General features: G+C 65.9%; 18 protein-coding genes. 13 read left to right on the plus strand and 5 right to left on the minus strand.

What is annotated here, in order from left to right; all coding sequences use genetic code 11:
• Nucleotides 1–98 precede the first annotated feature (98 nt).
• From mmaA1 to F6B93_RS04055, 4 genes are all read right to left on the minus strand, one after another.
• Entirely contained in the window at nucleotides 99–959 is an 861-nt protein-coding gene (gene mmaA1, locus F6B93_RS04040; protein WP_211697851.1) for a mycolic acid methyltransferase MmaA1, read from the minus strand.
• Nucleotides 960–1,007: 48 nt separating this feature from the next.
• Entirely contained in the window at nucleotides 1,008–2,354 is a 1,347-nt protein-coding gene (locus F6B93_RS04045) for an ABC1 kinase family protein (RefSeq protein ID WP_211697852.1), read from the minus strand.
• A gap of 143 nt (nucleotides 2,355–2,497) precedes the next feature.
• On the minus strand, nucleotides 2,498–3,415 hold the full coding sequence (locus tag F6B93_RS04050; protein ID WP_211697853.1) for an alpha/beta fold hydrolase: 918 nt from the start codon (nucleotides 3,413–3,415) through the stop codon (nucleotides 2,498–2,500).
• A 9-nt stretch (nucleotides 3,416–3,424) separates the two neighbouring features.
• The gene (locus F6B93_RS04055) at nucleotides 3,425–4,000 is read right to left on the minus strand and encodes a DinB family protein (protein ID WP_211699259.1); all 576 of its coding nucleotides are present in this window, start codon (nucleotides 3,998–4,000) and stop codon (nucleotides 3,425–3,427) included.
• 111 nt (nucleotides 4,001–4,111) lie between these two features.
• Between F6B93_RS04055 and F6B93_RS04060 the strand changes: the two genes are divergently transcribed.
• The 5 genes from F6B93_RS04060 to rplL all read left to right on the plus strand — a co-directional run bounded on the left by F6B93_RS04060 (nucleotide 4,112) and on the right by rplL (nucleotide 11,210).
• The gene (locus tag F6B93_RS04060; RefSeq protein WP_211697854.1) at nucleotides 4,112–8,320 is read left to right on the plus strand and encodes a glycoside hydrolase family 38 N-terminal domain-containing protein; all 4,209 of its coding nucleotides are present in this window, start codon (nucleotides 4,112–4,114) and stop codon (nucleotides 8,318–8,320) included.
• Entirely contained in the window at nucleotides 8,317–8,982 is a 666-nt protein-coding gene (locus tag F6B93_RS04065) for a DUF7158 domain-containing protein (protein ID WP_211697855.1), read from the plus strand. The genes F6B93_RS04060 and F6B93_RS04065 overlap by 4 nt, the downstream gene beginning before the upstream one ends.
• Before the next feature lie 7 nt (nucleotides 8,983–8,989).
• Complete coding sequence (locus F6B93_RS04070; protein WP_211697856.1) at nucleotides 8,990–9,898, plus strand: ROK family protein; 909 nt, start codon at nucleotides 8,990–8,992, stop codon at nucleotides 9,896–9,898.
• A 316-nt stretch (nucleotides 9,899–10,214) separates the two neighbouring features.
• Nucleotides 10,215–10,775: a 50S ribosomal protein L10 gene (gene rplJ, locus F6B93_RS04075; protein ID WP_211697857.1), complete on the plus strand. Its 561-nt coding sequence runs from the start codon at nucleotides 10,215–10,217 to the stop codon at nucleotides 10,773–10,775.
• 42 nt (nucleotides 10,776–10,817) lie between these two features.
• Nucleotides 10,818–11,210: a 50S ribosomal protein L7/L12 gene (gene rplL, locus F6B93_RS04080; protein WP_211697858.1), complete on the plus strand. Its 393-nt coding sequence runs from the start codon at nucleotides 10,818–10,820 to the stop codon at nucleotides 11,208–11,210.
• Nucleotides 11,211–11,254: 44 nt separating this feature from the next.
• Here rplL and F6B93_RS04085 read toward each other — a convergent pair whose 3' ends face one another.
• Nucleotides 11,255–11,950 carry a TetR/AcrR family transcriptional regulator gene (locus tag F6B93_RS04085; RefSeq protein ID WP_211697859.1) on the minus strand — a complete coding sequence of 232 codons (696 nt, stop codon included), beginning with the start codon at nucleotides 11,948–11,950 and terminating at the stop codon, nucleotides 11,255–11,257.
• Nucleotides 11,951–12,366: 416 nt separating this feature from the next.
• On the opposite strand from F6B93_RS04085, the gene F6B93_RS04090 reads away from it, so the two are divergent.
• The 8 genes from F6B93_RS04090 to F6B93_RS04125 all read left to right on the plus strand — a co-directional run bounded on the left by F6B93_RS04090 (nucleotide 12,367) and on the right by F6B93_RS04125 (nucleotide 22,000).
• The gene (locus tag F6B93_RS04090) at nucleotides 12,367–13,590 is read left to right on the plus strand and encodes a polyprenyl synthetase family protein (RefSeq protein ID WP_425518492.1); all 1,224 of its coding nucleotides are present in this window, start codon (nucleotides 12,367–12,369) and stop codon (nucleotides 13,588–13,590) included.
• 29 nt (nucleotides 13,591–13,619) lie between these two features.
• Nucleotides 13,620–15,149 (plus strand): phytoene desaturase family protein, encoded by a 1,530-nt coding sequence (gene crtI, locus F6B93_RS04095; protein WP_211697860.1) that lies wholly within the window; start codon nucleotides 13,620–13,622, stop codon nucleotides 15,147–15,149.
• On the plus strand, nucleotides 15,146–16,105 hold the full coding sequence (locus F6B93_RS04100; RefSeq protein WP_211697861.1) for a phytoene/squalene synthase family protein: 960 nt from the start codon (nucleotides 15,146–15,148) through the stop codon (nucleotides 16,103–16,105). Before crtI ends, F6B93_RS04100 begins: the two co-directional genes overlap by 4 nt.
• A complete protein-coding gene (locus tag F6B93_RS04105; protein ID WP_211697862.1) occupies nucleotides 16,102–16,425 on the plus strand; it encodes a lycopene cyclase domain-containing protein in 324 nt (107 codons plus the stop codon). Before F6B93_RS04100 ends, F6B93_RS04105 begins: the two co-directional genes overlap by 4 nt.
• The gene (locus F6B93_RS04110; protein WP_211699261.1) at nucleotides 16,422–16,811 is read left to right on the plus strand and encodes a lycopene cyclase domain-containing protein; all 390 of its coding nucleotides are present in this window, start codon (nucleotides 16,422–16,424) and stop codon (nucleotides 16,809–16,811) included. Before F6B93_RS04105 ends, F6B93_RS04110 begins: the two co-directional genes overlap by 4 nt.
• Nucleotides 16,812–16,837: 26 nt before the next feature.
• Nucleotides 16,838–19,114 carry an MMPL family transporter gene (locus F6B93_RS04115; RefSeq protein WP_211697863.1) on the plus strand — a complete coding sequence of 759 codons (2,277 nt, stop codon included), beginning with the start codon at nucleotides 16,838–16,840 and terminating at the stop codon, nucleotides 19,112–19,114.
• Between the two features lie 167 nt (nucleotides 19,115–19,281).
• Nucleotides 19,282–20,820, plus strand: coding sequence for a carotenoid oxygenase family protein (locus F6B93_RS04120; RefSeq protein ID WP_211697864.1), 1,539 nt, complete (start codon nucleotides 19,282–19,284; stop codon nucleotides 20,818–20,820).
• Between the two features lie 187 nt (nucleotides 20,821–21,007).
• Nucleotides 21,008–22,000: an ABC transporter ATP-binding protein gene (locus tag F6B93_RS04125; RefSeq protein ID WP_211697865.1), complete on the plus strand. Its 993-nt coding sequence runs from the start codon at nucleotides 21,008–21,010 to the stop codon at nucleotides 21,998–22,000.
• Nucleotides 22,001–22,338: the final 338 nt, after the last annotated feature.

A 22,338-nucleotide genomic window follows, 5' to 3' on the forward strand; every position in this document is an offset into this window, starting at 1 on the left:
CAGGTGGCCATCCCCGGCACCTTACACGGATGCGGGCCTAACCTACCCATTTGCGATCGTGTGAATAGGCTTTTCCGATCCGGGCGCTGCGACGGTACCTACTTGGTGAGGGTGAACTGCGCCACATTGATCAAGCCCCGGCGAAAGCGTTCGGCGCAGCCGGTCAGATAGTGCATGAAATTGTTGTAGACCTCTTCGGACTGCACGGCGATCGCGCGATCCCGGGCTGCCGCCAAATTGGCGGCCCACATGTCGAGGGTCCGTGCGTAGTGCTGCGGCAGCAGCTGGATGCGGTCGAGACAGAACCCATTGATTCGCGCGTTGTCGACGATGTCGGGTTCGGAGGGAAGTTCGCCACCGGGAAAGATCGATTCGCGCAGGAATTTCAGGAACCGCAGGTCGCTCATCGTCAGCGCAATACCCTGCTGGTGCAACCACCTGCGGTCGTAGGTGAACAAGCTGTGCAACAGCATCCGACCGTCGTCCGGCAGGATGTCGTACGAGCGTTCGAAGAATGCGCCGTAGCGTTCCTTACGGAACGCATCGAATGCCTCAAAGCTGACGATCCGGTCTACTTTTTCGTCGAACTCTTCCCAGCCCTGCAGTCGGGCCTCGGCGTGGCGGCGCGTGGGAGTGGTCGCCAGCCGGTCCCGGCTGCGCTGATAGTGGTTCTTGCTCAGGGTGAGGCCGATCACGTTGACGTCGTACTTCTCCACGGCGCGGACCAGCGCTCCACCCCACCCGCACCCGACGTCGAGCAGCGTCATACCCGGTTCCAGGTTCAGTTTGTCCAGGGCCAGATCCAGCTTGGCGAGTTGGGCCTCCTCGAGGGTCATGCTCTCGCGTTCGAAGTAGGCGCAGGTATAGACCCAGGTGGGGTCTAGGAACAATGCGAAGAAGTCATCCGAGATGTCATACGCGGCTTGTGAGTCTGCGTAATACGGTGTCAGCTTGGTCATAGCCGGTACCTCCCGCGCCCACGGTAGCAACTTGGGTCGAGTCCCGGATTAGACCTCGACGTCGGATTGATGCTCGCGGCTGACTTCGACCATGAAGTTGGCGAAGTAGCCGGTCAGTTGCGGGTCGGACATCATCTGCCACTTCGGCGCCAGCAGTTTCATGTACCGCTCGACGTAGAGGAACTGCTTGCCGATCAACACCAGTTCGCGCGGCAGTTTGACGTCGTAGGCGTCGGCGAGCGCCGAGAGCTGGCGGCCGATGTCCGCATACGACATATCGCCCAGCGATTGCATGGTGAGCGGGGTGGCGAACTTCTCCAGATCCTTGGCGGCCTCGGCTTCGGGTTTCATGGTCCCCACGGCGCCCATCAGCACGACGATCTTGCCGGCCGCGGCATGGTCTTTCTTCACCAGCAGGGCATACACGAGCTCACGTAGCAGCCAGCGGGTTCGGGGATCGATGCGGCCCATGATCCCGAAGTCGAAGAACACGATGCGGCCCTCGTCGTCGACGTAGAGGTTGCCCGCGTGTAAGTCGCCGTGGAACAACCCATGCCGCAGGCCGCCTTCGAAGACCGAGAACAGCAGCGCCTTCACCAGCTCGACACCGTCGAACCCCGCCTTGCGGATGGCGGCCGCGTCGTCGATGCGGATTCCGTGCACCCGCTCCATGGTCAGCACTCGTTCGGTGGTGAAATCCCAATGCACGTGCGGTACCCGGATATTGCGACCCAACGGTGAGGCGTGCAGATGAGAGACCCAGGCTTCCATCGACTGCGCCTCGAGTCGAAAGTCCAGCTCTTCGGCCAGGTTGTCGGCGAAGTCGGCGACCACGTCTTGGGCAGACAGTCGGCGGCCCAGCTTGGCCAATTCGACGGCCTGCGCGAACCGCTTCAGGATCTGCAGGTCTGCGGTGACCCGGCGGCGGATACCGGGCCGCTGGATCTTGACAACGACGTCCTCGCCGCTGTGTAGCGTCGCGTAGTGGACCTGCGCGATGGACGCCGACGCGAACGGCTCCTCGTCGAAAGTGGCGAAAAGATTGGCCGGCTCGTCCCCGAACTCCTCGACGAAGAGCTTGTGTACCTCGTCGGTATTAGCGGGTGGCACCCGGTCGAGAAGGCCGCGGAATTCGCGGGAGAGCGACTCTCCGAACGCCCCGGGGCTCGACGCGATGATTTGCCCGAACTTCACGTACGTCGGACCGAGGTCGGCAAAGGTCTGGGGGATCTCTTTGATGACCTTGTGCTGCAACGCACCCTTGCCCGGCAGCTTCGTGGCCAGCCGAGCGGCGGTGCGGGTGACCTGCCATCCGGTGGCGGCTACCCGGGCCGCTTCAACCGGCAGCGGCACCCGGTCAAGCTTGACCACCTCGCGGTGTTTTGTAGAACTCATTCCAGCAGTGTGCCAAACCGAAGCAAGCGAGTCCCAATTTGCGTGAGCCCGCTCACGTGCTGGTAATGGTCGCCGAATGTGTCATCGTTGCGAAAATCCGGCCGGAATTTCGCACTGATTGCACATTCGGTGGCGCTCCGAAATTAGTCGGCAAGGGCGAAGTTCTCGGTGAGAGTTTCAACGATAGGACGCCACACGGGCTCGGGAAGGTCATGGCCCATTCCATCGACCACGACAAAGCGAGCACCTGGGATGGCCGCGGCCACGCCCCGCCCGTTGCGTGGCCGCAGCATCGGATCCACCGAACCGTGCAGCACCACGGTAGGCGCGGAGATCGCCTTGCTGTAGGCCAGCAGGCTGCCGGTGCCCAGCACGGCGTCGAACTGGCGCACGATGCCCGGCGGATAGTTGCAACGTTCCGCCAGCTGCTGGACGCGATTGCGTAGCGCGCCGTCGGATGGCAGGAAGTTCGGGCCGTTGAACACTGCGATATTGCGCACCTCGAAGGCCAATTTCTCCTCGACGGACGCGTCCTTGGGTGGCGAGTCGAACGCTCGCTTGATAACCCGCCAGGCCGGTGGTGCCGACAGTGGTTTGCCCGTGGTCGACATGATGATGCCCAGCGACGCCACCCGCGCCTGCTGGGTGCCGGCGAGGATCTGCGCGATCATCCCGCCGAGGGAGGCGCCCACGATGTGGGCTCGCGTAATGCGCAGATGATCCAGGAGAGCGACGACGTCCTGCGTCATGTCGATCAGGGTGTAGGGCACTGGGCTGGGTTTGCCCAGCAAGTAGCGGCCGATGCGCCGGTAGACCGAGCCGTCCGCGCGCAGTCCGTGCATCTTGGCCGACAACCCCGTGTCTCGGTGGTCGAACCGGACGACTCGGTATCCGGCGTCGACCAGTTGGGCGCAAAAGCCGTCCGGCCACATCGGCAGCTGTGCGCCCAGGCCCATGATGAGCAGCGCCGGAGGACCGGCTGGGTTGCCGAGCTCCTCGTAGTAGAGCTCGACGACGCCGTCAGGCGTCTCCCGGCGAGCTACGCCGCTTGTGGTCAGCACATCTTCTTTCTACTCAGGCCGTCGCCAGGGCGACAGCCACGGCTGCGGTTTCCAGTGCTCCTGCGCGGCGATCAGTTCATACATGGTGGCGCCGTCGATGCTCTCGCGGACGATGTCGGCGTGTCCGGCGTGGCGGGCCAGCTCGTTGATGACGTGCAGGATGACCCACCGCACCGACCAGGCTTCGATATCGGGGGGAAACCATGGAATCTCAGCCGGAACCGGCACTGCGGCGTCCAAGTCCGCAATTTCCACCAACCGCAGCGATTTCGCATTCTCTGTTTCGAATTCCCGCAGCAGCCCCGCCAGCGTGTCGTCGGAGCGCATCACGAACTCGTCGGAGAATTCCTCGGCGATCTCGTCGAACGGGCGGGGGTCTCGAGGTGGTGCTTGGGGTGCCGCGGCGACGCGTGCCATCCAATTGCGCTGCACACCGGTGGCATGCTTGACCAGCCCGCCGATCGACAGAGCGCTGACCGACGGCGTGGCCCTGGCTTGCTCGTCGGTGAGGCCATGCGACACCGCGAAGTAGGCGCTCTGGTGATACGCAAGGAACTCCCGCAGCGCGCCGCGCTCGTCGCTCACCCGGCCAGCCAGAGCCGGCATGCTCACTCCTTCTGGTCGACGCCATGACATCGAATGCTGCAGGCGTGACCGGGGCGTCAATCCGCCGGTCGGGCGCCGTATGGTGCGGTAATGCAGGTGGTTTCGGCGGAGTCTACCGAGCTTTTTGTAGGCCCGGCCGACGAGCCGCTGCAGCTGGCGCGCGTCACGGTCACCGGGTGCACGGAGCCGACGTCGATTCGCATCGATGGCCCAGGGGTGCGTGGCCAGGCGGCCGCCACGATCGGCGACTGCGTCATCGAGATTCCGGTTACGGTCGAGGCGCCGGTTGTCGGCGAACGCCGCGCCGCCCGGGTGCAGCCCGGCGACAGGCCCGGGCTGCCCTTCGAGTTCGTCGTCGCCGAGCCGGGGTGGACGATGTTCATGGTCAGCCACTTCCACTACGACCCGGTGTGGTGGAACACCCAGGGCGCCTATACCAGCCGATGGACCGAAGACCCGCCCGGACGAGCCCGCCAGGCCAACGGCTTCGCATTGGTGGCGGCGCACTTGGAAATGGCGCGCCGCGAGCCTGAGTACAAATTCGTGCTGGCCGAGGTGGACTACCTCAAGCCGTATTGGGACGCCCACCCCGAGGACCGCGCTGACCTGCGCCGATTCCTTGCGCAAGGCCGAGTCGAAGTGATGGGCGGCACCTACAACGAACCCAACACCAACCTGACAAGTCCCGAGACCACCATCCGCAACTTGGTACACGGCATCGGGTTTCAGCGCGACGTGCTCGGGGCGGACCCGGCGACCGCATGGCAGCTCGACGTGTTCGGCCACGATCCGCAGTTTCCCGGAATGGCCGCCGATGCCGGGCTGACGTCGAGTTCGTGGGCACGGGGGCCGCACCACCAATGGGGCCCGGCGCACGGCGGCTCGGAAAGTGGCGGGGTCGAGCGGATGCAGTTTTGCAGCGAGTTCGAGTGGATCGCGCCTTCCGGGCGTGGGCTGTTGACCCATTACATGCCGGCGCATTATTCGGCGGGCTGGTGGATGGACTCTTCGACGTCGCTGGCCGAGGCGCAAGACGCCACCTACGCGCTGTTCGGTCAGCTCAAGGAGGTCGCGCTGACCCGCAACGTGCTGCTGCCGGTCGGCACCGATTACACTCCGCCGAACAAGTGGGTCACCGCGATCCACCGCGACTGGGGCGCCCGCTACACCTGGCCGCGATTCGTGTGCGGGCTACCACGGGAGTTCTTCGCGGCGGTTCGCGCCGAACTGACCGAGCGCGGTGTTGAGCCGTCGCCGCAGACCCGCGACATGAACCCGATCTACACCGGCAAGGACGTGTCGTACATCGACACCAAACAAGCCAACCGGGCCGCGGAGAACGCCGTCCTGGATGCCGAGCGATTCGCCGTATTCGCTGCTTTGCTGAGCGGCGCCGAGTACCCGCAGGCGCCGTTGGCCAAGGCCTGGGTGCAGCTGGCCTACGGCGCACACCACGACGCGATCACCGGCTCGGAATCCGACCAGGTCTACCTCGATCTGCTCACCGGTTGGCGCGACGCATGGGAATTGGGCCGGGCCGCGCGGGACAACTCGCTGGCGCTGCTGTCCAGCGTCGTCGCTGGTTCGGACGACACGGTGGTCGTATGGAACCCGCTGACCCACCAGCGCAGCGATGTCGTCACTGCCAGCATTGACCCGCCGGTCGACGCCGGCGTGCGAGTCCTGGACGCCGACGGCACCGAGGTGCCCGTGCAGGTCGAGCACGACGGACGATCGGTGACCTGGCTGGCTCGCGATGTGCCGTCGCTCGGCTGGCGGGCGTACCGGCTGAGTCCCGCCGACGACGTGGCCGGTTGGCAGTCGGTTGCCGGCACGGAGATCGCCAACGAGCACTTCCGGCTGGCCGCGGACGCCGACCGCGGCGGAGCGGTGCGGTCGCTGGTTCATCAGGGCCGCCAGCTGATCGCTGACGGCGGGCTGGGAAATGAGCTCGCCGTCTACGAGGAATACCCAGCGCACCCAACGCAGGGGGAGGGCCCGTGGCATCTGCTGCCCAAGGGGCCGGTGGTCTGCTCGTCGGAATCGGTCGCTTCGGTGCGGGCCTACCACGGGCCGCTGGGGCAACGGCTGGTCGTGGCGGGCCGGATCGACACGGTACTGAGCTACACCCAGACCCTGACCTTGTGGCACGGCGTGGCTCGGGTGGACTGCCGCACGACCATCGACGGGTTCACCGGGTCAGATCGCTTGCTGCGGCTGCGCTGGCCGTGCCCGGTGCCGGGCGCGATGCCGGTCAGTGAGGTCGGCGACGCCGTTGTCGGTCGCGGATTCGCGTTGCTGCACGACGGCCCCGAATCGGTGGACACCGCACAGCATCTGTGGACGCTGGACAACCCGGCGTACGGCTGGTTCGGTCTGTCCTCGGCGATGCGGGTGCGCGTCGGCGACGCGGTGCGGGCAGTGTCAGTCGCCGAGGTCGTCTCGCCGGCGGAGGCGATGTCCGGCCCGCTCGCGCGCGACCTTATGGTCGCGTTGGTCCGCGCCAGTGTCACCGCCACGTGCAGCGGCGCGGACAAGCCGCGCTACGGCCACCTCGACGTCGACTCCAATCTGCCGGACACGCGGATTGCGCTGGGTGGGCCCGACCGCAACACCTTCACCAAGGCCGTACTGGCCAGCGCCGACCCGGAGTACACCGCGGAACTCGAAAGCCAACTCGCGAGCACCGGGCGGGCCAGAGTGTGGGTGCCCGCGGCCGCCGAATCCACGCCGTTGGCCGCGGCGTGGCTGCCCGGTGCCGACCTTCGCGCACCGCGGGCGCTGCCGGTGTTGGTGATCGACGGCTCCGATGACACGAACCTGCGGACCGAGATCGCGTCGGTGGCCGACGACCTGGCGGACGCCGAGATCGTCGTCACGCAGCGGGTCGGATCGGGGATGGAACCTTTCGAGGCCCGTACGGTTGCGTTGCTCAACCGCGGGGTGCCCAGCTTCGCCGTCGACGTCGACGGGACCTTGCATACCGCGCTGATGCGGTCCTGCACCGGGTGGCCGTCCGGCGTCTGGATCGACGAACCGCGCCGCACCGCGCCGGACGGCTCCAGCTTTCAACTCCAGCACTGGACCCATCATTTCGACTACGCATTAGTCTGCGGCGCCGGCGATTGGCGGGATGCCGGGATCCCGGCTCACAGCGCACGGTTCTCCCACCCACTGCTCGTCATGCCCGCACGCGACCGCGGAGTCAACCTGTCGCGCGTCGGTTCGTTGTTGCGTCTTGAGCCGGCCGAATCGGTGCACCTGGGAGCTCTCAAAGCGGCAGGCAACCCCTTGGCCAGCGGCAGCGGGAATCCGGTCGACCCGGCTGCGGTGGCGCTGCGGTTGGTGGAGACGAGCGGGACTGGTGCGCGCGTCGCGCTGGACTGCGACCTCGGCGCCATACAGACGGGCGAGCTGGCCGATCTGTTGGAGACCCCGGTCGGAGTGCTGGCGGGGCGCACACGGTCATCGGATCTCGACGGGTTCCAGGTCGCCACGATGCTGGCCCGGTTTGACCTACCCAAGGTGCTCGATGCCGATGGAATGGCACTGGCCCCGCACGCCGAGGCCGCCCAGCCGCTCTATGCGCGCTATTGGCTGCACAACCGCGGTCCCGCGCCGCTGGGTGGGTTGCCGGCCGTCGCCTATGTGCATCCGCAATCGGCAACCGCCACGCCGGGCAGCGACGTGGTGTTGCGCCTGACTGCCGCCAGCGATTGCACCGATTCCGCGCTGACTGGCGTGGTTGTGCTCAGGTGCGCCGACGGTTGGTCGGCGACACCACCCGAGCTGCCGTTCACGCTATCCAGCGGGCAGCATCTCGAGGCCGACGTGGTGGTGCGCATCCCGGACGAAACTTCTCCGGGCCTATACCCCATCCGGGCCGCGCTGCGCGTCACAGACACGGCTGTACCGGTGGCCTGGCGCCAAGCGGTCGAAGACGTGTGCGTGGTCGCTGTCGGTGCTCGCGAAGATGTCGGCGAGCTGCTGTACCTCGTTGACGGGCCGACCGATGTCGAACTGGCCGCCGGCGACTCGGCCCAGCTGTCCATTGCGGTGGGCACCGATGCGTGCGCCGACGTTGCGATAGAGGCCCACCTGATCAGCCCGTGGGGAACCTGGGAGTGGATCGGCCCGGCGGTGCTCGGCGCCACGCTGCGGGCCCGGGGAACTGCCCAACTCGTCTTCGACGTGACCCCGCCGCACTCGCTGGAACCCGGACAGTGGTGGGCCCTTGTCCGAGTGGGTTGCGCGGGCAGGCTCGTCTACACGCCGGCGGTTAGGGTGACCGTGACATGAGCGTCCCGGTCGGATTCCGCAGCTTCGCGCCCCCGGCGAGCATTGTCGCCGCGCGGGTGGTCGCGATGGTCGACGGCGTCGCGGTTGCCGTCGATGAGGTCGACGCCGCCGAAGCTCGGCTGCGCGCGGGTGCGCGGTCGGCCGCGCTGCCGGCCAGCGGCACCAGCGAAGGACGGCAGCTGCGGCGCTGGCTCACACAATTGATCGTGACCGAGCGGGTGGTCGCCGCCGAGGCGGTGCGGCGCGGGCTGCGCGTGACGGACGCGCCGACTCAGGCCGAGCTACTGCCCGATGCGACGGCCTGCCTCGAGGTCGGTAGTGTGGCCGCGGCGACGCTGGCCAATCCGCAGGCCCGAGCGCTTTTTGCCGACGTCACCACCGACGTCTGGGTCAGCGCCGACGAGGTAGCCGGTTACCACGCCCGCAACCCACTGCGGTTTGCCGCGCCCCGCGCCGACCGCGACGGCTGGCGCTCCCCGTCGACCGTCGGTCCGCCGTTGCAGCAGGTGCGGTCGGCGATTGCCGAGCACCTCGTGGGCGCCGCGCGGCGACGCGCTTTCCGGGTGTGGCTGGACGCGCGGCGCGCTGCGCTGGTCCAATTGGCCCCCGGCTACGAGCATCCCGGCGACCCGCGCCAGCCCGACAACACCCACCGGCACTGATCGACGCATGCATACCCTCTGCCTCGACATCGGCGGCACCAAGATCGCCGCCGGCCTGGCCGATCCCGCCGGCACACTGATACATACAGCCACCTGCGCTACCCCAGCCGCCAGCGGAGCCGAACAAGTCTGGGCCGCGGTCGCCGAGATGATCACCGATGCGCTCGGCGTGGCGGGCGGTGCCGTTGCTGCGGTCGGCATTGCCTCAGCAGGTCCCATTGACCTGCACAGCGGAACCGTTAGCCCGATCAATATCGCGTCCTGGCGTGGTTTCCCGCTGGTGGACAGGGTTGCGGGTGTGGTGCCCGGGGTGCCGGTACGACTGGGCGGCGATGGGGTCTGTATGGCGCTCGGCGAGCACTGGCGGGGAGCGGGGCGGGGCGCGCGCTTCCTGCTGGCCATGGTGGTCTCCACCGGCGTCGGCGGGGGACTGGTGCTCGACGGCGCCCCCTACGCCGGCCGCACCGGCAATGCGGGTCACGTCGGACATGTGGTGGTCGACCGAGAGGGTGAGGCCTGCTCGTGCGGCGGCCGGGGCTGCGTTGAGACGGTCGCCTCCGGACCGTCGATGGTGCGCTGGGCGCGGGCCAATGGCTGGTCGGCGCCGCCCGGCGCTGGCGCCAGGGCGCTGGCCGACGCGGCGCGCGCTGGTGATGAGGTGGCGCTGGCGGCATTTCACCGGGGCACCCGTGCTCTCGCGGCGATGATCGCCTCGGTCGGTGCGGTGTGCGACCTCGACCTGGTTATCGTCGGCGGTGGCGTCGCGAAATCGGGTCGCCTGCTGTTCGACCCGCTGCGCGAGGCCTTGGCCGACTATCTCGGTCTGGATTTTCTGTCCGCTCTGCGACTGGTACCCGCCGAGCTGGGGGGTGAAGCCGGCTTGGTCGGCGCGGTCAGGCTCGCGGGACTGGGCTGACGGGCAAGGGTGCGGACAGTGGCCGGACCTGGACCGGTCGGGCTGTCGTTTTGGCTGATCGGATGGCCACCCGCTATTGTGGTTGCCGATCCACCGAAGACCGTCGGTCACCGAGCAATCGGTTGAAGGTCCGGGAACATCCCGGCGGCCCACGCAGGAGGACGAGGCAGATACAGCCGGCGAATGCGCCGGCGTATTTCAACGCCCCGGCCACTTCCTGCGCCGGGGCGTTTCGTCGTTTCTGTCCTCGTTCGGGAGATCACAGACATCAAGTCGCCGCGCGACTTCCACTGGACTTCCACGTCAGGAGGCAGGCATGGCCAAGGCTGACAAGGCCACCGCCGTTGCGGACATCACCGAGCGCTTCAAGGCGTCGACCGCGACGTTGATCACCGAATACCGCGGTCTGACGGTGGCCAACCTGGCCGAGCTGCGTCGGTCGCTGGGTGGGTCGGGTACCTACGCGGTGGCCAAGAACACCCTCATCAAGCGGGCGGCCTCCGAAGCCGGTGTCGAGGGACTCGACGAGCTGTTCGTCGGCCCCACAGCGATCGCATTCGTCACCGGTGAACCAGTCGACGCCGCCAAGGCGCTCAAGACTTTCGCCAAGGAGCACAAGGCGCTGGTCATCAAGGGCGGCTACATGGACGGCCATCCGTTGACCGTCGCCGAGGTCGAGCGCATCGCCGACCTGGAGTCCCGCGAAGTCTTGCTGGCCAAGCTCGCCGGCGCCATGAAAGGCAATCTCGCCAAAGCGGCCGGGCTGTTCAACGCGCCGGCCTCGCAGGTGGCCAGGCTCGCGGCCGCGCTGCAGGAAAAGAAGGCATCCGAAGCGCCGGCGGAAGCACCCGCCGAGACCCCGGCTGAAGCCGAATAGCAGCAGCACCCTAAACCCAATCAATTGAGGAGGACCCCAACCATGGCAAAGCTCTCGACCGACGACCTGATGGACGCGTTCAAGGAAATGACGCTGTTGGAGCTCTCGGACTTCGTCAAGAAGTTCGAGGAGACCTTCGAGGTCACCGCCGCGGCTCCGGTCGCTGTTGCCGCCGCGGGCGCCGCTCCGGCTGGCGGTGCGGCCGAGGCCGTCGAGGAGCAGTCCGAGTTCGACGTGATCCTCGAGGCCGCCGGCGACAAGAAGATCGGCGTCATCAAGGTCGTTCGTGAGATCGTCTCGGGCCTGGGCCTGAAGGAGGCCAAGGACTTGGTCGACGGGGCGCCCAAGCCACTGCTGGAGAAGGTTGCCAAGGAGGCCGCCGAAGAGGCAAAGGGCAAGCTCGAGGCCGCCGGCGCCACCGTCTCCGTCAAGTAAGTCAACTCGCTACTAGCCCCCAGGATCGGGGGCTAGTAGCGTGCTCAGCCGACGCCGACCGCCAACCGCTGCGACTGTAATACTTGCTCAGGTGAGTCGCCCAGAGCGACTAGCTCTCGTGAGATCAGCGATCCCAGCACGGGCGTGACTGCCGAGCCGTCGGTGCCGAAAAAGCCCGCCAGTTCGAGCATCACAAACCCATGCATGAGCGACCAGAGCTGGGCGGCTGTGGCCACCACGGCAGCGTCCGCAGCGTTGGGGTCGACGGGTTCTACGCTGATCCGGCCCGCCTCGATCGACCGCAGCACCGAGCGGACGAACTGCGCGAAGGCAGGGTAGCGCTCGCCGATCTGCGGGATCGATAGCGTCAAAACATTATGAGCCGGCGCGTTGATGCCGTGCGCGCTGGTGCTGCCGAACATCAGCCGGTACATGTGGGGGCGCTCTATGGCGTAGTGCCGGTAGGCGAGCCCAGTGGCCAGCAGGTCGGCGACCGGGTCGGCCGTGTGGGGTAGCGCCAGCGCAGCGTCGAACTGGCGCATGCCCTCGTCCGCGACCTCTGCGATCAACCCGGGCATCCCGCCGAAATGGGTGTACACGGCCATCGTCGAGGTGCCGGCGGCACTGGCCACCTTGCGGGTCTGCAGTGCATCGGGACCGTGGTCGTTGAGCAGACCGACGGCGGCGTGCAGCATTTCGTCGCGCACGCTGCGTTGGGTCTGAGGAGTCATCACTGTCATCTTCTCATTGGCGGCGGTTCGTATGCCGCGTTGTCGTTGGCGCAACGCCGGTGGTTGCACAGTGGGTGGGCTACAGAACGGGATTGCCGGCATCTGCCGACGAGATCGTGGAGATCACCAGCCTGGGCTGGGCGCGGACCGCGCAAAAGGCCTGTTCCGGATGCGCCGGGAAGGCCCGCGGGCGGCAAATGAAGCAACCGGCAGAGAAATCTTCTCACCCGTCCCATCCATGACCAGATCGGTTCCGAATGGCTGTTATCGAACCCCCGACGACCGCACCACTGGCCATCCAGGAACAGGTCTCTACCAGGAACAGGGCTCTACAAGGAAGAAGATGCACCAGAACATGACAACCGCGGCGGCTCGTCGAGCGCCATTGACCCGTTCCTGACCACCCAAAAGAGGGGAATGACCGGATGAGTTTTGGCCGTTCGACCCATCGGTTGCCGCGGCTGGCGGAAGTTCCACCAGTTGGCGAGATGAGTCCCGAGATGAGCGCCGAGGTCAGCCCCGAGATCAGTTCACTGTCGATGGCGCCCGTTGCGGATTCGTCACCGACGACGCAGAGAAACCGGGCAGTCACCGTCTCCGGTGGCGCCTGGCTATCCAACCTGCGACTGGCCGTGCTGGCCAGCATTGCCGACTACGTCGCGACCCAGCGCACGGCTCTTGACGTGGCTGGCTTCGACGCGGCCGGCGACCTGCTGGAGGAGTTTGTCTCGCGGGGTAAGTGCTTGCGCTCCACCTTCATGTACCTGGGTTGGTTGTCTGGAGCCGCACCGAGTTCAGCGGCCCTGTCGGCCGCCGCCAGTTTGGAGCTGCTGCACGCCTTCGCGCTCCTGCAAGACGACGTGATGGACCAATCGTCCGAACGCCGAGGCCTTCCGGCCGCCCATGTCAAGCTGGCCCGTTGGTACCGGGAAAGTGGATTGTCGGGCTCAGCAGAACGTTTCGGCGAATCGGCCGCTACCTTGCTCGGCGACATGTGCCTGATCTGGGCCGAGCAGATGCTACGCGAAAGTGGCATCGATGCTCACCGCCTGCAACGAATATGGCCGCGCTACGACGCCATGCGCATCGAACTGGCAGTCGGCCAATTCGGCGACCTGGCAAGCGATGTGCGCGACCTTCCGTCGTTGGATGCGGTTCTTGACGTAGCGAGGCGCAAGTCGGGCAACTACACGGTGCGCCGCCCGTTGGAGATTGGGGCGGCAATGGCCGGTTGCGACGATCGCACTCTGGCGCAGCTGGGCCGCTATGGTGCCGCCGTCGGTGAGGCCTTCCAACTTCGCGATGACCTTCTGGGTGTCTTCGGCTCGCCGGCGATCACCGGCAAGCCTAGTGGGGGGGATCTGCTCGAACGCAAGGCGACCAGCGTTGTGGTAACCGCCCATCACTTGGCCGACGAGCCGGCGCGGCTCCGGCTTGTCGAACTGGTGAACAGTGACGATCTCGATGAGACACAGCTTGACTGCTTCAAGACGTTGATTGTGACAACCGGTGCTGCGCAGCGGATCGAAGACATGATTGGCCATCGGGTTGAGCTTGCTCGAAATGCCCTGGACGAGTTGGCGATTGACGATGCAGTTCAGCGGGCGCTGGACGATCTGGCGGTCGCTTGTGCGAAGCGGTCCGCGTGAGATCACACGAATTGAGAGGTAGGCCGACGATGCGGACCGTGCGGGGACTAACAGATCACGTGGTGGTGATCGGTGCGGGATTGGCCGGGCTGTCGACCGCACTGCACCTGGCCGGCCGCGGCCGCAGAGTTACGGTGGTCGAGCGCGAACCGTGGCCGGGCGGCCGTGCCGGACGAATCGACATTGGCGGTTACCGGATCGACACCGGCCCCACCGTGCTGACCATGCCCGACCTCATCGATGACGTTTTTGCCGCCGTCGGCGAAACGCGTTCTGACCGCTTGGAGCTGCTCCCGGTCGACCCGGCCTACCACGCGGTATTCGCCGATGGCAGCTCTCTGGACGTGCACACTGATCCGGATCGGATGACCGCCGCCATCGAAGCTTTCGCGGATCGCAAGCAGGCTGCGGGCTACCGCCGGCTGCGCGACTGGCTGGAGCGGTTGTACCGCATCGAGTTCGACGGCTTCATCGCCGCGAACTTCGACTCGCCACTGTCGCTGCTGACCCCGCAGCTGGCCAGGCTGGTGGCGCTCGGCGGATTCCGCAACTGGGACGCAATGGTCAAGCGCCACATCACCGATTCCCGATTGCGGCGGGTGTTCACCTTCCAGTCGTTGTATGCCGGTGTGGCACCCCAAGACGCGCTGGCGGTTTACGCCGTCATCGCCTACATGGACACCATCTCGGGCGTCTTCTTTCCGCGCGGGGGAATCCGGGCGTTACCTGACGCACTGGCGGATGCGGGATCAGACGCCGGTGTGCAGTTCCGCTACTGCTCCAGCGTCACCGAACTCGAACGCCGCGGCGAGCGAGTCACTGCCGTGCGCACTGACCAAGGTGAGCGCATCGCCTGCGACGCGGTGGTCCTGACAACGGAATTGCCCCGGACCTACGAGCTGCTGGGCCGCACGCCCCGTCGCCTCGGGCGGCTGCGAGCAGCGCCGTCGGCGGTCGTGGTGCACGCAGGCTGTGACAGCCTGGCGATGCCCGACAAGCCGACGGCTCATCATTCGATTCTCTTCGGTGAGGCCTGGGAGCAGACGTTCACCGATATCATTCGCGACGGTCGGCTGATGCGCGACCCATCTTTGCTGGTTACGCGGCCAACAGCGGGCGATCCGAGCCTCGCGCCGGCCGGTCGCGACCTGTTGTACCTACTGGCTCCGGCTCCCAACCTGGCCGGGAGTTCCGTTGACTGGTCCGGCGTCGGCGACGCCTACGCCCGAACAATCCTGAACACCGTGGCCGACCGGCTGATGCCGGGCCTCCGGGACAGCGCCGAAGTGCTCGATGTCGTCACCCCCAAAGACTGGGCGCGCCAGGGGATGGCGGCCGGTAGCCCATTCGCGCTCGCACACACCTTCGGCCAGACTGGGCCGTTTCGCCCCGCCAACACCGTCCGCGGCATCGGCAATGCGGTACTGGCTGGATCGTCGACCGTGCCCGGCGTGGGCGTGCCGACCACGCTGATCTCCGGGCGATTGGCCGCCGACCGAATAACTGGCCTCATCGACCGACCGGTAGCCCACATCGATATGAAAGCGCCACTACCATGATCCGAAGTGAACTAGACGCCGCCGGCATCGACGATGTGCGGTTGCGTCACGCATATCGCCGCTGCCGCGAAATCAACGCGGCCCACGGGCGCACCTTCTTCTTGGCCACCCGGTTGCTGGCGCCGGATCAGCGACCGGCCGTGCACGCGTTGTACGGCTTCGCGCGCCGCGCCGACGACATCCTCGACGAGCTTAATCCCGATCTAGACACGGACATTCGAGCTAAGCGTCTTCAGCAATTCTGCGACCGATTGGTCGCCGCCGCAGATCTCGGTGACGATCCCGTCCTGGTAGCGGTCAGACACACCGCGCGTCGGTACGACATCGGCGCGGACCTGTTCGACGATTTCCTCGCGTCAATGCGTATGGACCTGACCGTGACCGACTATCCCACCAGGGAAGCGCTCAACGGCTACATGCGTGGCTCAGCGGAAGCCATTGGGCTCCAACTCCTCCCGATATTGGGGACCGTAGTACCTGCCGACGAAGCCGCGCCGTATGCCGCTGGGCTCGGGCGCGCGTTCCAGCTCACCAATTTCCTCCGTGACGTCGACGAGGACCTTGAGCGGAACAGGGTCTACTTGCCGGCGGACGAACTGGCCACCTATGGCGTGGACCGCGATGTGCTGATGTGGTGTCATCGCAGTAGTCGCACTGATGCGCGAGTTCGCAGCGCATTGGCGGCCCAACACGAGGTCGCACGGGAAACTTATCGGTTTGCCGCCGACGGTATCGCGCTGCTGGCGCCGCGCTCCCGGCCTTGTGTGGCAACGGCATTGACGCTGTATTCGGAGATCCTCGACCGTATCGAAGACAGCGACTTCGCCGTGTTCGGGCGCCGCGCTACCGTCGGCACGGCCCGCCGGCTGCGGGTCGCTGGGGCTGGGCTCCTGCAAGCGTGGCGGGTGCGCACCGGTGACTCTGTGGGGGCTCCTCGACAAACGGGTGCCGCATGAGCGATCGGTGGCAATACCTCCTGGTCCTGGCCGCATGTTTGGCGATAACGGCGCCGCTGGAGTTGTTCGGCAGCGGCGTGTATCGGCATCCTCGGCGGCTGGCGAGGGCGGTGCTACCCGTTGCGGTCGTCTTCCTGATCTGGGACATGGTGGCTGTGGCCGGCAAGGTGTGGACATTCGATGCCAGCTACATCAGCGGCCTGCGTATCCCGTTTGGCGTGCCGATCGAGGAAGTGGTGTTCTTCCTCGTGATTCCGGTGTGTGGGCTATTGACCTACAACGCGGTCAGCACGATCCTCGATTGGCGCAACCACCGATGAGCGGGTTGGGCTACACGGTGCCGGTCGTGTTGGCCGTGGTGGCCGTCTGCGCGCTGGAACTGGTGGTGCTGCGCACCGGTCTGTTTCGGCGCCTGGCCTACTGGTTGTCGATGGTGATCGTGCTTGGTTTTCAGGTCCTGGTCGACGGCTGGCTGACCAAGCTCAGCTCGCCGGTCTTCCGATACAACGAGGATCAGATCACCGGCCTGCGGTTTCCGTTCGATATCCCGATCGAGGATTTCCTGCTGGGCTTTGCCGTGGTCACCGCCGTGCTGCTGCTGTGGGAACGCCAACGTCTCAGCGACGGACTACGCGACGAAGGCGCCACGGCTGGTCACCCTGCCACACGGATCGATCGACACGGCCGCAGCAGGCTAGACAGCTAACCGCGGATACGTAAGGGGAGCGCCGCATGCTATCGAGAATGGCCCGCATCTCCATTGCAGCGCCGCGACGCGTAATCACGCTCGCGATCCTGGTCATGATAGGTACGGCCATCTTCGGCATCCCCGCGGCCACGAGCCTGTCCGGCGGCGGATTCCTGGATCCGGCATCCGAATCCGCACGGGCCGCCGCGGTGCTCGCCGACAAGTTCCATCGGGGCGACATGGAGATGGTGCTGCTGGTGAGCACCCAGGACGGTGCAAACGGTGGCGGCGGCGTCCTGGAGGGTCGCGCACGTGCCGTCGGCACTGACGTCGTGCGCCAGCTCGCCGAATCACCCTTCGTCGCGCAGGTGGCCTCGCCGTGGGACACGCCACACCCGGGGCCGGGCATGCTCAGCGCCGACGGCAAATCCGCAGTGATTCTGGCTGCGCTCACCGGCGATGAGAACAGCGCTCCCAAGCATGCCCAGGCGTTGGCGGACCGGCTCACGGGTGAGCGTGATGGGGTCAGCGTGCAAGCCGGCGGTGCGGCGATGGTCTATGCGCAGGTCACCCGGCAGACCGAAAAAGACTTGTTGCGCATGGAGTTCATTGCGGTGCCGCTGAGCTTCGTCGCGTTGGTATGGGTATTCGGCGGGCTGCTCGCCGCGGCATTGCCGGTCGCCGTGGGCGGGTTCGCGATCCTGGGTTCACTCGCAGTACTGCGTGGCATCGCATTGGTCACCGACGTGTCGATTTTCGCGCTGAACGTGACGGTGGCGCTGGGGTTGGCCTTGGCCATCGACTACACCTTGCTGATCATTAGTCGGTATCGCGACGAACTGGCCGAGGGAGCGCCCGCGGACCAGGCCTTGGTGCGCACCATGACCACGGCGGGTCGCACCGTTGTGTTCTCGGCCATGACGGTGGCCTTGGCGCTCGTGGCAATGGTGCTGTTCCCGATGTACTTCCTGAAGTCTTTCGCCTATGCCGGCATCGCGGTGGTGGCGTTTGCGGCCGTGGCGGCGGTCGTGGTGGCGCCGACGGTGATCGTGTTGTTGGGCGACCGGCTGGATGCATTCAACGTCTGGGATCTGGGTCGGCGGCTGCTGCGTCGCCCCGCCCCGCCGCCACGACCGATAGACCAGACGTTCTGGTACCGGGCGGCGAAGTTGGTCATGCGTCACGCGATCCCGATCGGCCTGGCGATCATCGCGCTGTTGCTCGCGCTAGGGGCACCGTTCCTCGGCATCAAGTGGGGCTATCCCGACGACCGGGTGCTGCCGCCGTCCTCGTCGGCACGGGCAGTCAGCGATCGCATCCGCAGCGATTTCGACGCGAATTCTGAGACCAGAGTCACCGTCGTCATCCCCGATACCGCGGGTCTGACCAAACCGGACTTCAACAGGTATGCCGCAGAACTGTCGCGGGTGGCCGACGTATCGGCGGTGTCCTCGCCGACCGGCACGTTCGTCGCCGGGCAACCCACAGGGCCGCCGTCCGCACCCGCCGCAGTGGCGGGCGGCGGCGCCTATCTGACTGTGGAAAGTACCGCGCCGTTGTACTCGCCCGCCTCCGAAACCCAATTGGTCCAGCTGCATGCCGTGGAGTTGGCGGGAGGCCGGGCGGTGCTGATGACGGGAATCGCTGCGATGAATCGCGACAGCGTTGACGGGATCACGTCGCGGTTGCCCGTGGTGTTCGGGTTTATCGCGGTCGTGATGCTCGTCCTGCTCTTCCTGCTCACCGGCAGCGTGGTGTTGCCGGTCAAGGCGGTGGTGCTCAATATGCTCTCGTTGACGGCGGCGTTCGGTGCTTTGGTGTGGATCTTCCAGGACGGGCATTTGGGTGCGTTGGGCACTACACCGACCGGAACCTTGGTCGCAAACATCCCGGTCTTGTTGTTCTGCATCGCATTCGGTTTGTCCATGGACTACGAAGTGTTCCTGCTGTCCCGCATTCGCGAGTACTGGCTGGAGTCGCCACGAAGTCACGCTGACAACGACGAAAGCATCGCGCTTGGCCTCGCGCGCACGGGTCGGGTGATCACCGCCGCAGCGCTGCTGATGTCGATCTCGTTCGCCGGTCTCATTTCCGCCGAGGTGTCGTTCATGCGCATGTTCGGCGTGGGGCTGACTATTGCCGTGTTGGTCGATGCGACGTTGGTGCGGGTGGTGTTGGTGCCGGCTTTCATGCATGTGTTTGGCAGCCTGAACTGGTGGGCGCCAAGACCGCTGGCACGATTGCACCAGCGGGCTTTTGCAGGTGAATCCGAAGCCGACCGGCCCGAACCACGCGACGACTATCTGACCGCGGTGCACTGAGCCGGGGATTGGGCTGTTGGGGTCCGTCCGATCGGGCAAACGGGGTGTCGGCGAGCCAGTCAACGGCGCTTGTTGGCGCAGCGGCCCCAATAGTTGATGCGACCGCCGCGGTGTTGGCGTATCATGGTGGATAACACCGAAATAACAATGTTATAGGAGCTCCAGGCATGACGTCACCACAGACCGCCGAAACCCGGAATCCGTATCTGGAGGGCTTCCTGGCGCCGGTCGGCGCCGAGGTCACCGCCGCAGATCTACCGGTCACCGGGCACGTGCCCGAACACCTCGACGGACGCTATCTGCGCAACGGGCCTAATCCGGTCGCAGAGGTGGACCCGGCCACCTATCACTGGTTCGCCGGTGAGGGCATGGTGCATGGGGTGGCGCTGCGCGACGGGAAGGCCCGTTGGTACCGCAATCGATGGGTGCGCAGCCCGGGTGTGTGTGCCGCCCTCGGCGAGCCCGCGCCCGCTCCGCGCAGCCCGCGCGCCGGAGTGATCGACGGCGGACCCAATACCAATGTGCTGACTCATGCCGGGCGCACGCTGGCACTCGTGGAAGCCGGTGTCGTCAACTACGAGCTCACCGATGAGCTCGACACCGTCGGGCCGTGTGACTTCGACGGCACGTTGTCCGGTGGCTATACCGCCCATCCGCTGCGTGATCCCCGAAGCGGCGAACTGCACGCGGTGTCCTACTCGTTCGCCCGCGGGAGGACCGTGCAGTACTCGGTGATCGGCACCGATGGACGTGCCCGCCGTACGGTCGGTATCGCGGTGACGGGATCGCCGATGATGCACAGCTTTTCGCTGACCGACAAATATGTGGTGCTCTACGACCTACCGGTGACATTCCAGCCGGCGCCGGCGTTGCCGACGGCCGTGCCGCGCTGGTTGCAACAACCGGCCCGATTGGTAATCCAATCGGTTATCGGCCGCGTCAAGATCCCCAGCCCGATCGCGTCGATGCTCAGCCGAGGCGCGCAAGGCTCGGGGGGCTTCCCGTACTCCTGGAACCCTAACTACCCAGCACGCATCGGCGTGCTGCCGCGCGACGGCGGCAACGAAGACGTGCGGTGGTTCGAGATCGAACCCTGCTACCTCTACCACCCGCTCAACGCCTACTCGGAAATCCGCGGTGGCTCCGAGGTTCTGGTACTCGACGTCGTGCGGTACGCGCGGATGTTCGAACGGGACCGACACGGTCCCGGTGGCGACAGCCGGCCCCTGTTGGTTCGCTGGACCATCAATCTGGCGACGGGTGCGCTGACCACCGAATCGCTCGACGATCGACCCCAGGAGTTTCCCCGGATCAACGAAGCCTTGGTGGGTGGCCGGCACCGCTATGGCTACACGGTCGGCATCGAGGGCGGGTTTGTCGTCGGCGACGGATCGGGGTCGACCGAGATGTCGACTGCGTTGTACAAGCACGACTACACGAGCGGGTCGACTACGGTCGCTTCGCTCGATCCCGCGTTGCTGATCGGTGAGATGTGCTTTGTGCCGAACCCCCCGTCCGGCTCCGGGGCGAACGGGAAAGCCCGCGATGAAGATGACGGCATCCTCATGGGCTACGCCTATCACCGCGGCCACGACGAGGGGCAACTTCTCCTGCTGGATGCTCAGACGCTGGAGTCGATGGCCACCGTGCACCTGCCACAACGGATACCGATGGGCTTTCACGGCAATTGGGCTCCGAGAGCCTGATCCGGGAGCGTCCCTGCCATTTCTGAACCCGGCCCGCGGCGCGTCCGCACCCGCTGGCTCGGGAATCTCAGTGGGCAATATCCGCCAGTGGCGCCACATCAGTGATGTCTTTCCCCATGCGTGCGCTACAGTGACACATGCCACACAAACGGGCAGGTGGGGCTATGCATCGACGGAAGGATTCCCCATGGGCGTCGCTATCGAGGTGAATAACCTGACGAAGTCCTTTGGATCCTCGAGGATCTGGGAAGACGTCACGCTGGAGATCCCCCAAGGGGAGGTCAGCGTGTTGCTGGGACCGTCGGGTACCGGCAAATCAGTGTTCCTGAAGTCCCTCATCGGTCTGCTGCGGCCCGAACGCGGTTCGATCCTCATCGACGGCACCGACATCATCGAATGCTCGGCAAAAGAGCTCTATGAAATTAGGACGCTCTTCGGCGTGCTGTTCCAGGACGGTGCGCTGTTCGGGTCGATGAACCTCTACGACAACACCGCCTTCCCGCTCCGCGAGCACACCAAGAAGAAGGAAAGCCAAATCCGGGACATCGTCATGGAGAAGCTGGCCATGGTCGGCCTCACCGGGGACGAAAAGAAGTTCCCCGGCGAAATCTCCGGCGGTATGCGTAAGCGTGCCGGACTCGCCCGCGCCCTGGTTCTGGACCCACAAATCATTCTGTGTGACGAGCCGGACTCGGGCCTGGACCCGGTCCGCACCGCCTACCTGAGCCAGCTGATCATGGACATCAACGCCCAGATCGACGCGACCATCCTCATCGTGACCCACAACATCAACATCGCCCGCACGGTGCCGGACAACATGGGCATGCTGTTCCGCAAGCACCTCGTCATGTTCGGCCCGCGCGAGGTGCTGTTGACCAGCGACGAGCCAGTGGTGCGCCAGTTCCTCAATGGCCGCCGTATCGGGCCTATCGGCATGTCCGAGGAAAAGGACGAGGCCACGATGGCCGAAGAGCAAGCCCTGCTCGATGCGGGTCACCACGCCGGCGGTACCGAGGAAATCGAGGGTGTCCCGCCGCAGATTGCCGCGACGCCGGGAATGCCGGAGCGCAAGGCGGTGGCTCGGCGCCAGGCCCGCGTGCGCCAGATGCTGCACACCCTGCCCAAGGATGCCCAGGCGGCGATCCTCGAGGACCTCGAGGGTACGCACAACCTGGCGTAGCAAGCGATCCCCACGTAGGGGCGTTGATTCGTGCGGACCGTGTGCGGTGTGGTTCACGCGCCGCTCAGTTCGCTCACATTGGTTCTGGAGTGATCTGGACTGATCCCGGGCGGATTTCACCGTAACTTCGCCCAACTTGCCGTCCGTTCCTCTTGACGGCGGGGCCCAAACGGTCCACTCTGTTGGGCAGCATGTGTCGGATGTGTCCAAGAGAAGTCGAGATGCCAGCCAGCGCCGATGTCCCTTGGATCCGAAGTTGAGGAATGCGCCGTCCTGCGCTATTGTTGGACGTTGCGCTGGCTACTTCCTGCCCACCTCACCCGCCACCTGACACCCAC

It is taken from the genome of Mycobacterium spongiae (assembly GCF_018278905.1).
In the GTDB taxonomy this organism is placed as follows: Bacteria; Actinomycetota; Actinomycetes; order Mycobacteriales; family Mycobacteriaceae; genus Mycobacterium; species Mycobacterium spongiae.

Excerpts from the sequence above, each read along its gene's own strand:
- mmaA1 (WP_211697851.1), bottom strand. The coding sequence starts at position 959 with ATGACCAAGCTGACACCGTATTACGCAGACTCACAAGCCGCGTATGAC.
- F6B93_RS04045 (WP_211697852.1), bottom strand. The coding sequence starts at position 2,354 with ATGAGTTCTACAAAACACCGCGAGGTGGTCAAGCTTGACCGGGTGCCG.
- F6B93_RS04060 (WP_211697854.1), top strand. The coding sequence starts at position 4,112 with ATGCAGGTGGTTTCGGCGGAGTCTACCGAGCTTTTTGTAGGCCCGGCC.
- F6B93_RS04065 (WP_211697855.1), top strand. The coding sequence starts at position 8,317 with ATGAGCGTCCCGGTCGGATTCCGCAGCTTCGCGCCCCCGGCGAGCATT.
- F6B93_RS04070 (WP_211697856.1), top strand. The coding sequence starts at position 8,990 with ATGCATACCCTCTGCCTCGACATCGGCGGCACCAAGATCGCCGCCGGC.
- rplJ (WP_211697857.1), top strand. The coding sequence starts at position 10,215 with ATGGCCAAGGCTGACAAGGCCACCGCCGTTGCGGACATCACCGAGCGC.
- rplL (WP_211697858.1), top strand. The coding sequence starts at position 10,818 with ATGGCAAAGCTCTCGACCGACGACCTGATGGACGCGTTCAAGGAAATG.
- F6B93_RS04085 (WP_211697859.1), bottom strand. The coding sequence starts at position 11,950 with ATGACAGTGATGACTCCTCAGACCCAACGCAGCGTGCGCGACGAAATG.
- F6B93_RS04090 (WP_425518492.1), top strand. The coding sequence starts at position 12,367 with ATGAGTTTTGGCCGTTCGACCCATCGGTTGCCGCGGCTGGCGGAAGTT.
- crtI (WP_211697860.1), top strand. The coding sequence starts at position 13,620 with ATGCGGACCGTGCGGGGACTAACAGATCACGTGGTGGTGATCGGTGCG.
- F6B93_RS04100 (WP_211697861.1), top strand. The coding sequence starts at position 15,146 with ATGATCCGAAGTGAACTAGACGCCGCCGGCATCGACGATGTGCGGTTG.
- F6B93_RS04105 (WP_211697862.1), top strand. The coding sequence starts at position 16,102 with ATGAGCGATCGGTGGCAATACCTCCTGGTCCTGGCCGCATGTTTGGCG.
- F6B93_RS04110 (WP_211699261.1), top strand. The coding sequence starts at position 16,422 with ATGAGCGGGTTGGGCTACACGGTGCCGGTCGTGTTGGCCGTGGTGGCC.
- F6B93_RS04115 (WP_211697863.1), top strand. The coding sequence starts at position 16,838 with ATGCTATCGAGAATGGCCCGCATCTCCATTGCAGCGCCGCGACGCGTA.
- F6B93_RS04120 (WP_211697864.1), top strand. The coding sequence starts at position 19,282 with ATGACGTCACCACAGACCGCCGAAACCCGGAATCCGTATCTGGAGGGC.
- F6B93_RS04125 (WP_211697865.1), top strand. The coding sequence starts at position 21,008 with ATGGGCGTCGCTATCGAGGTGAATAACCTGACGAAGTCCTTTGGATCC.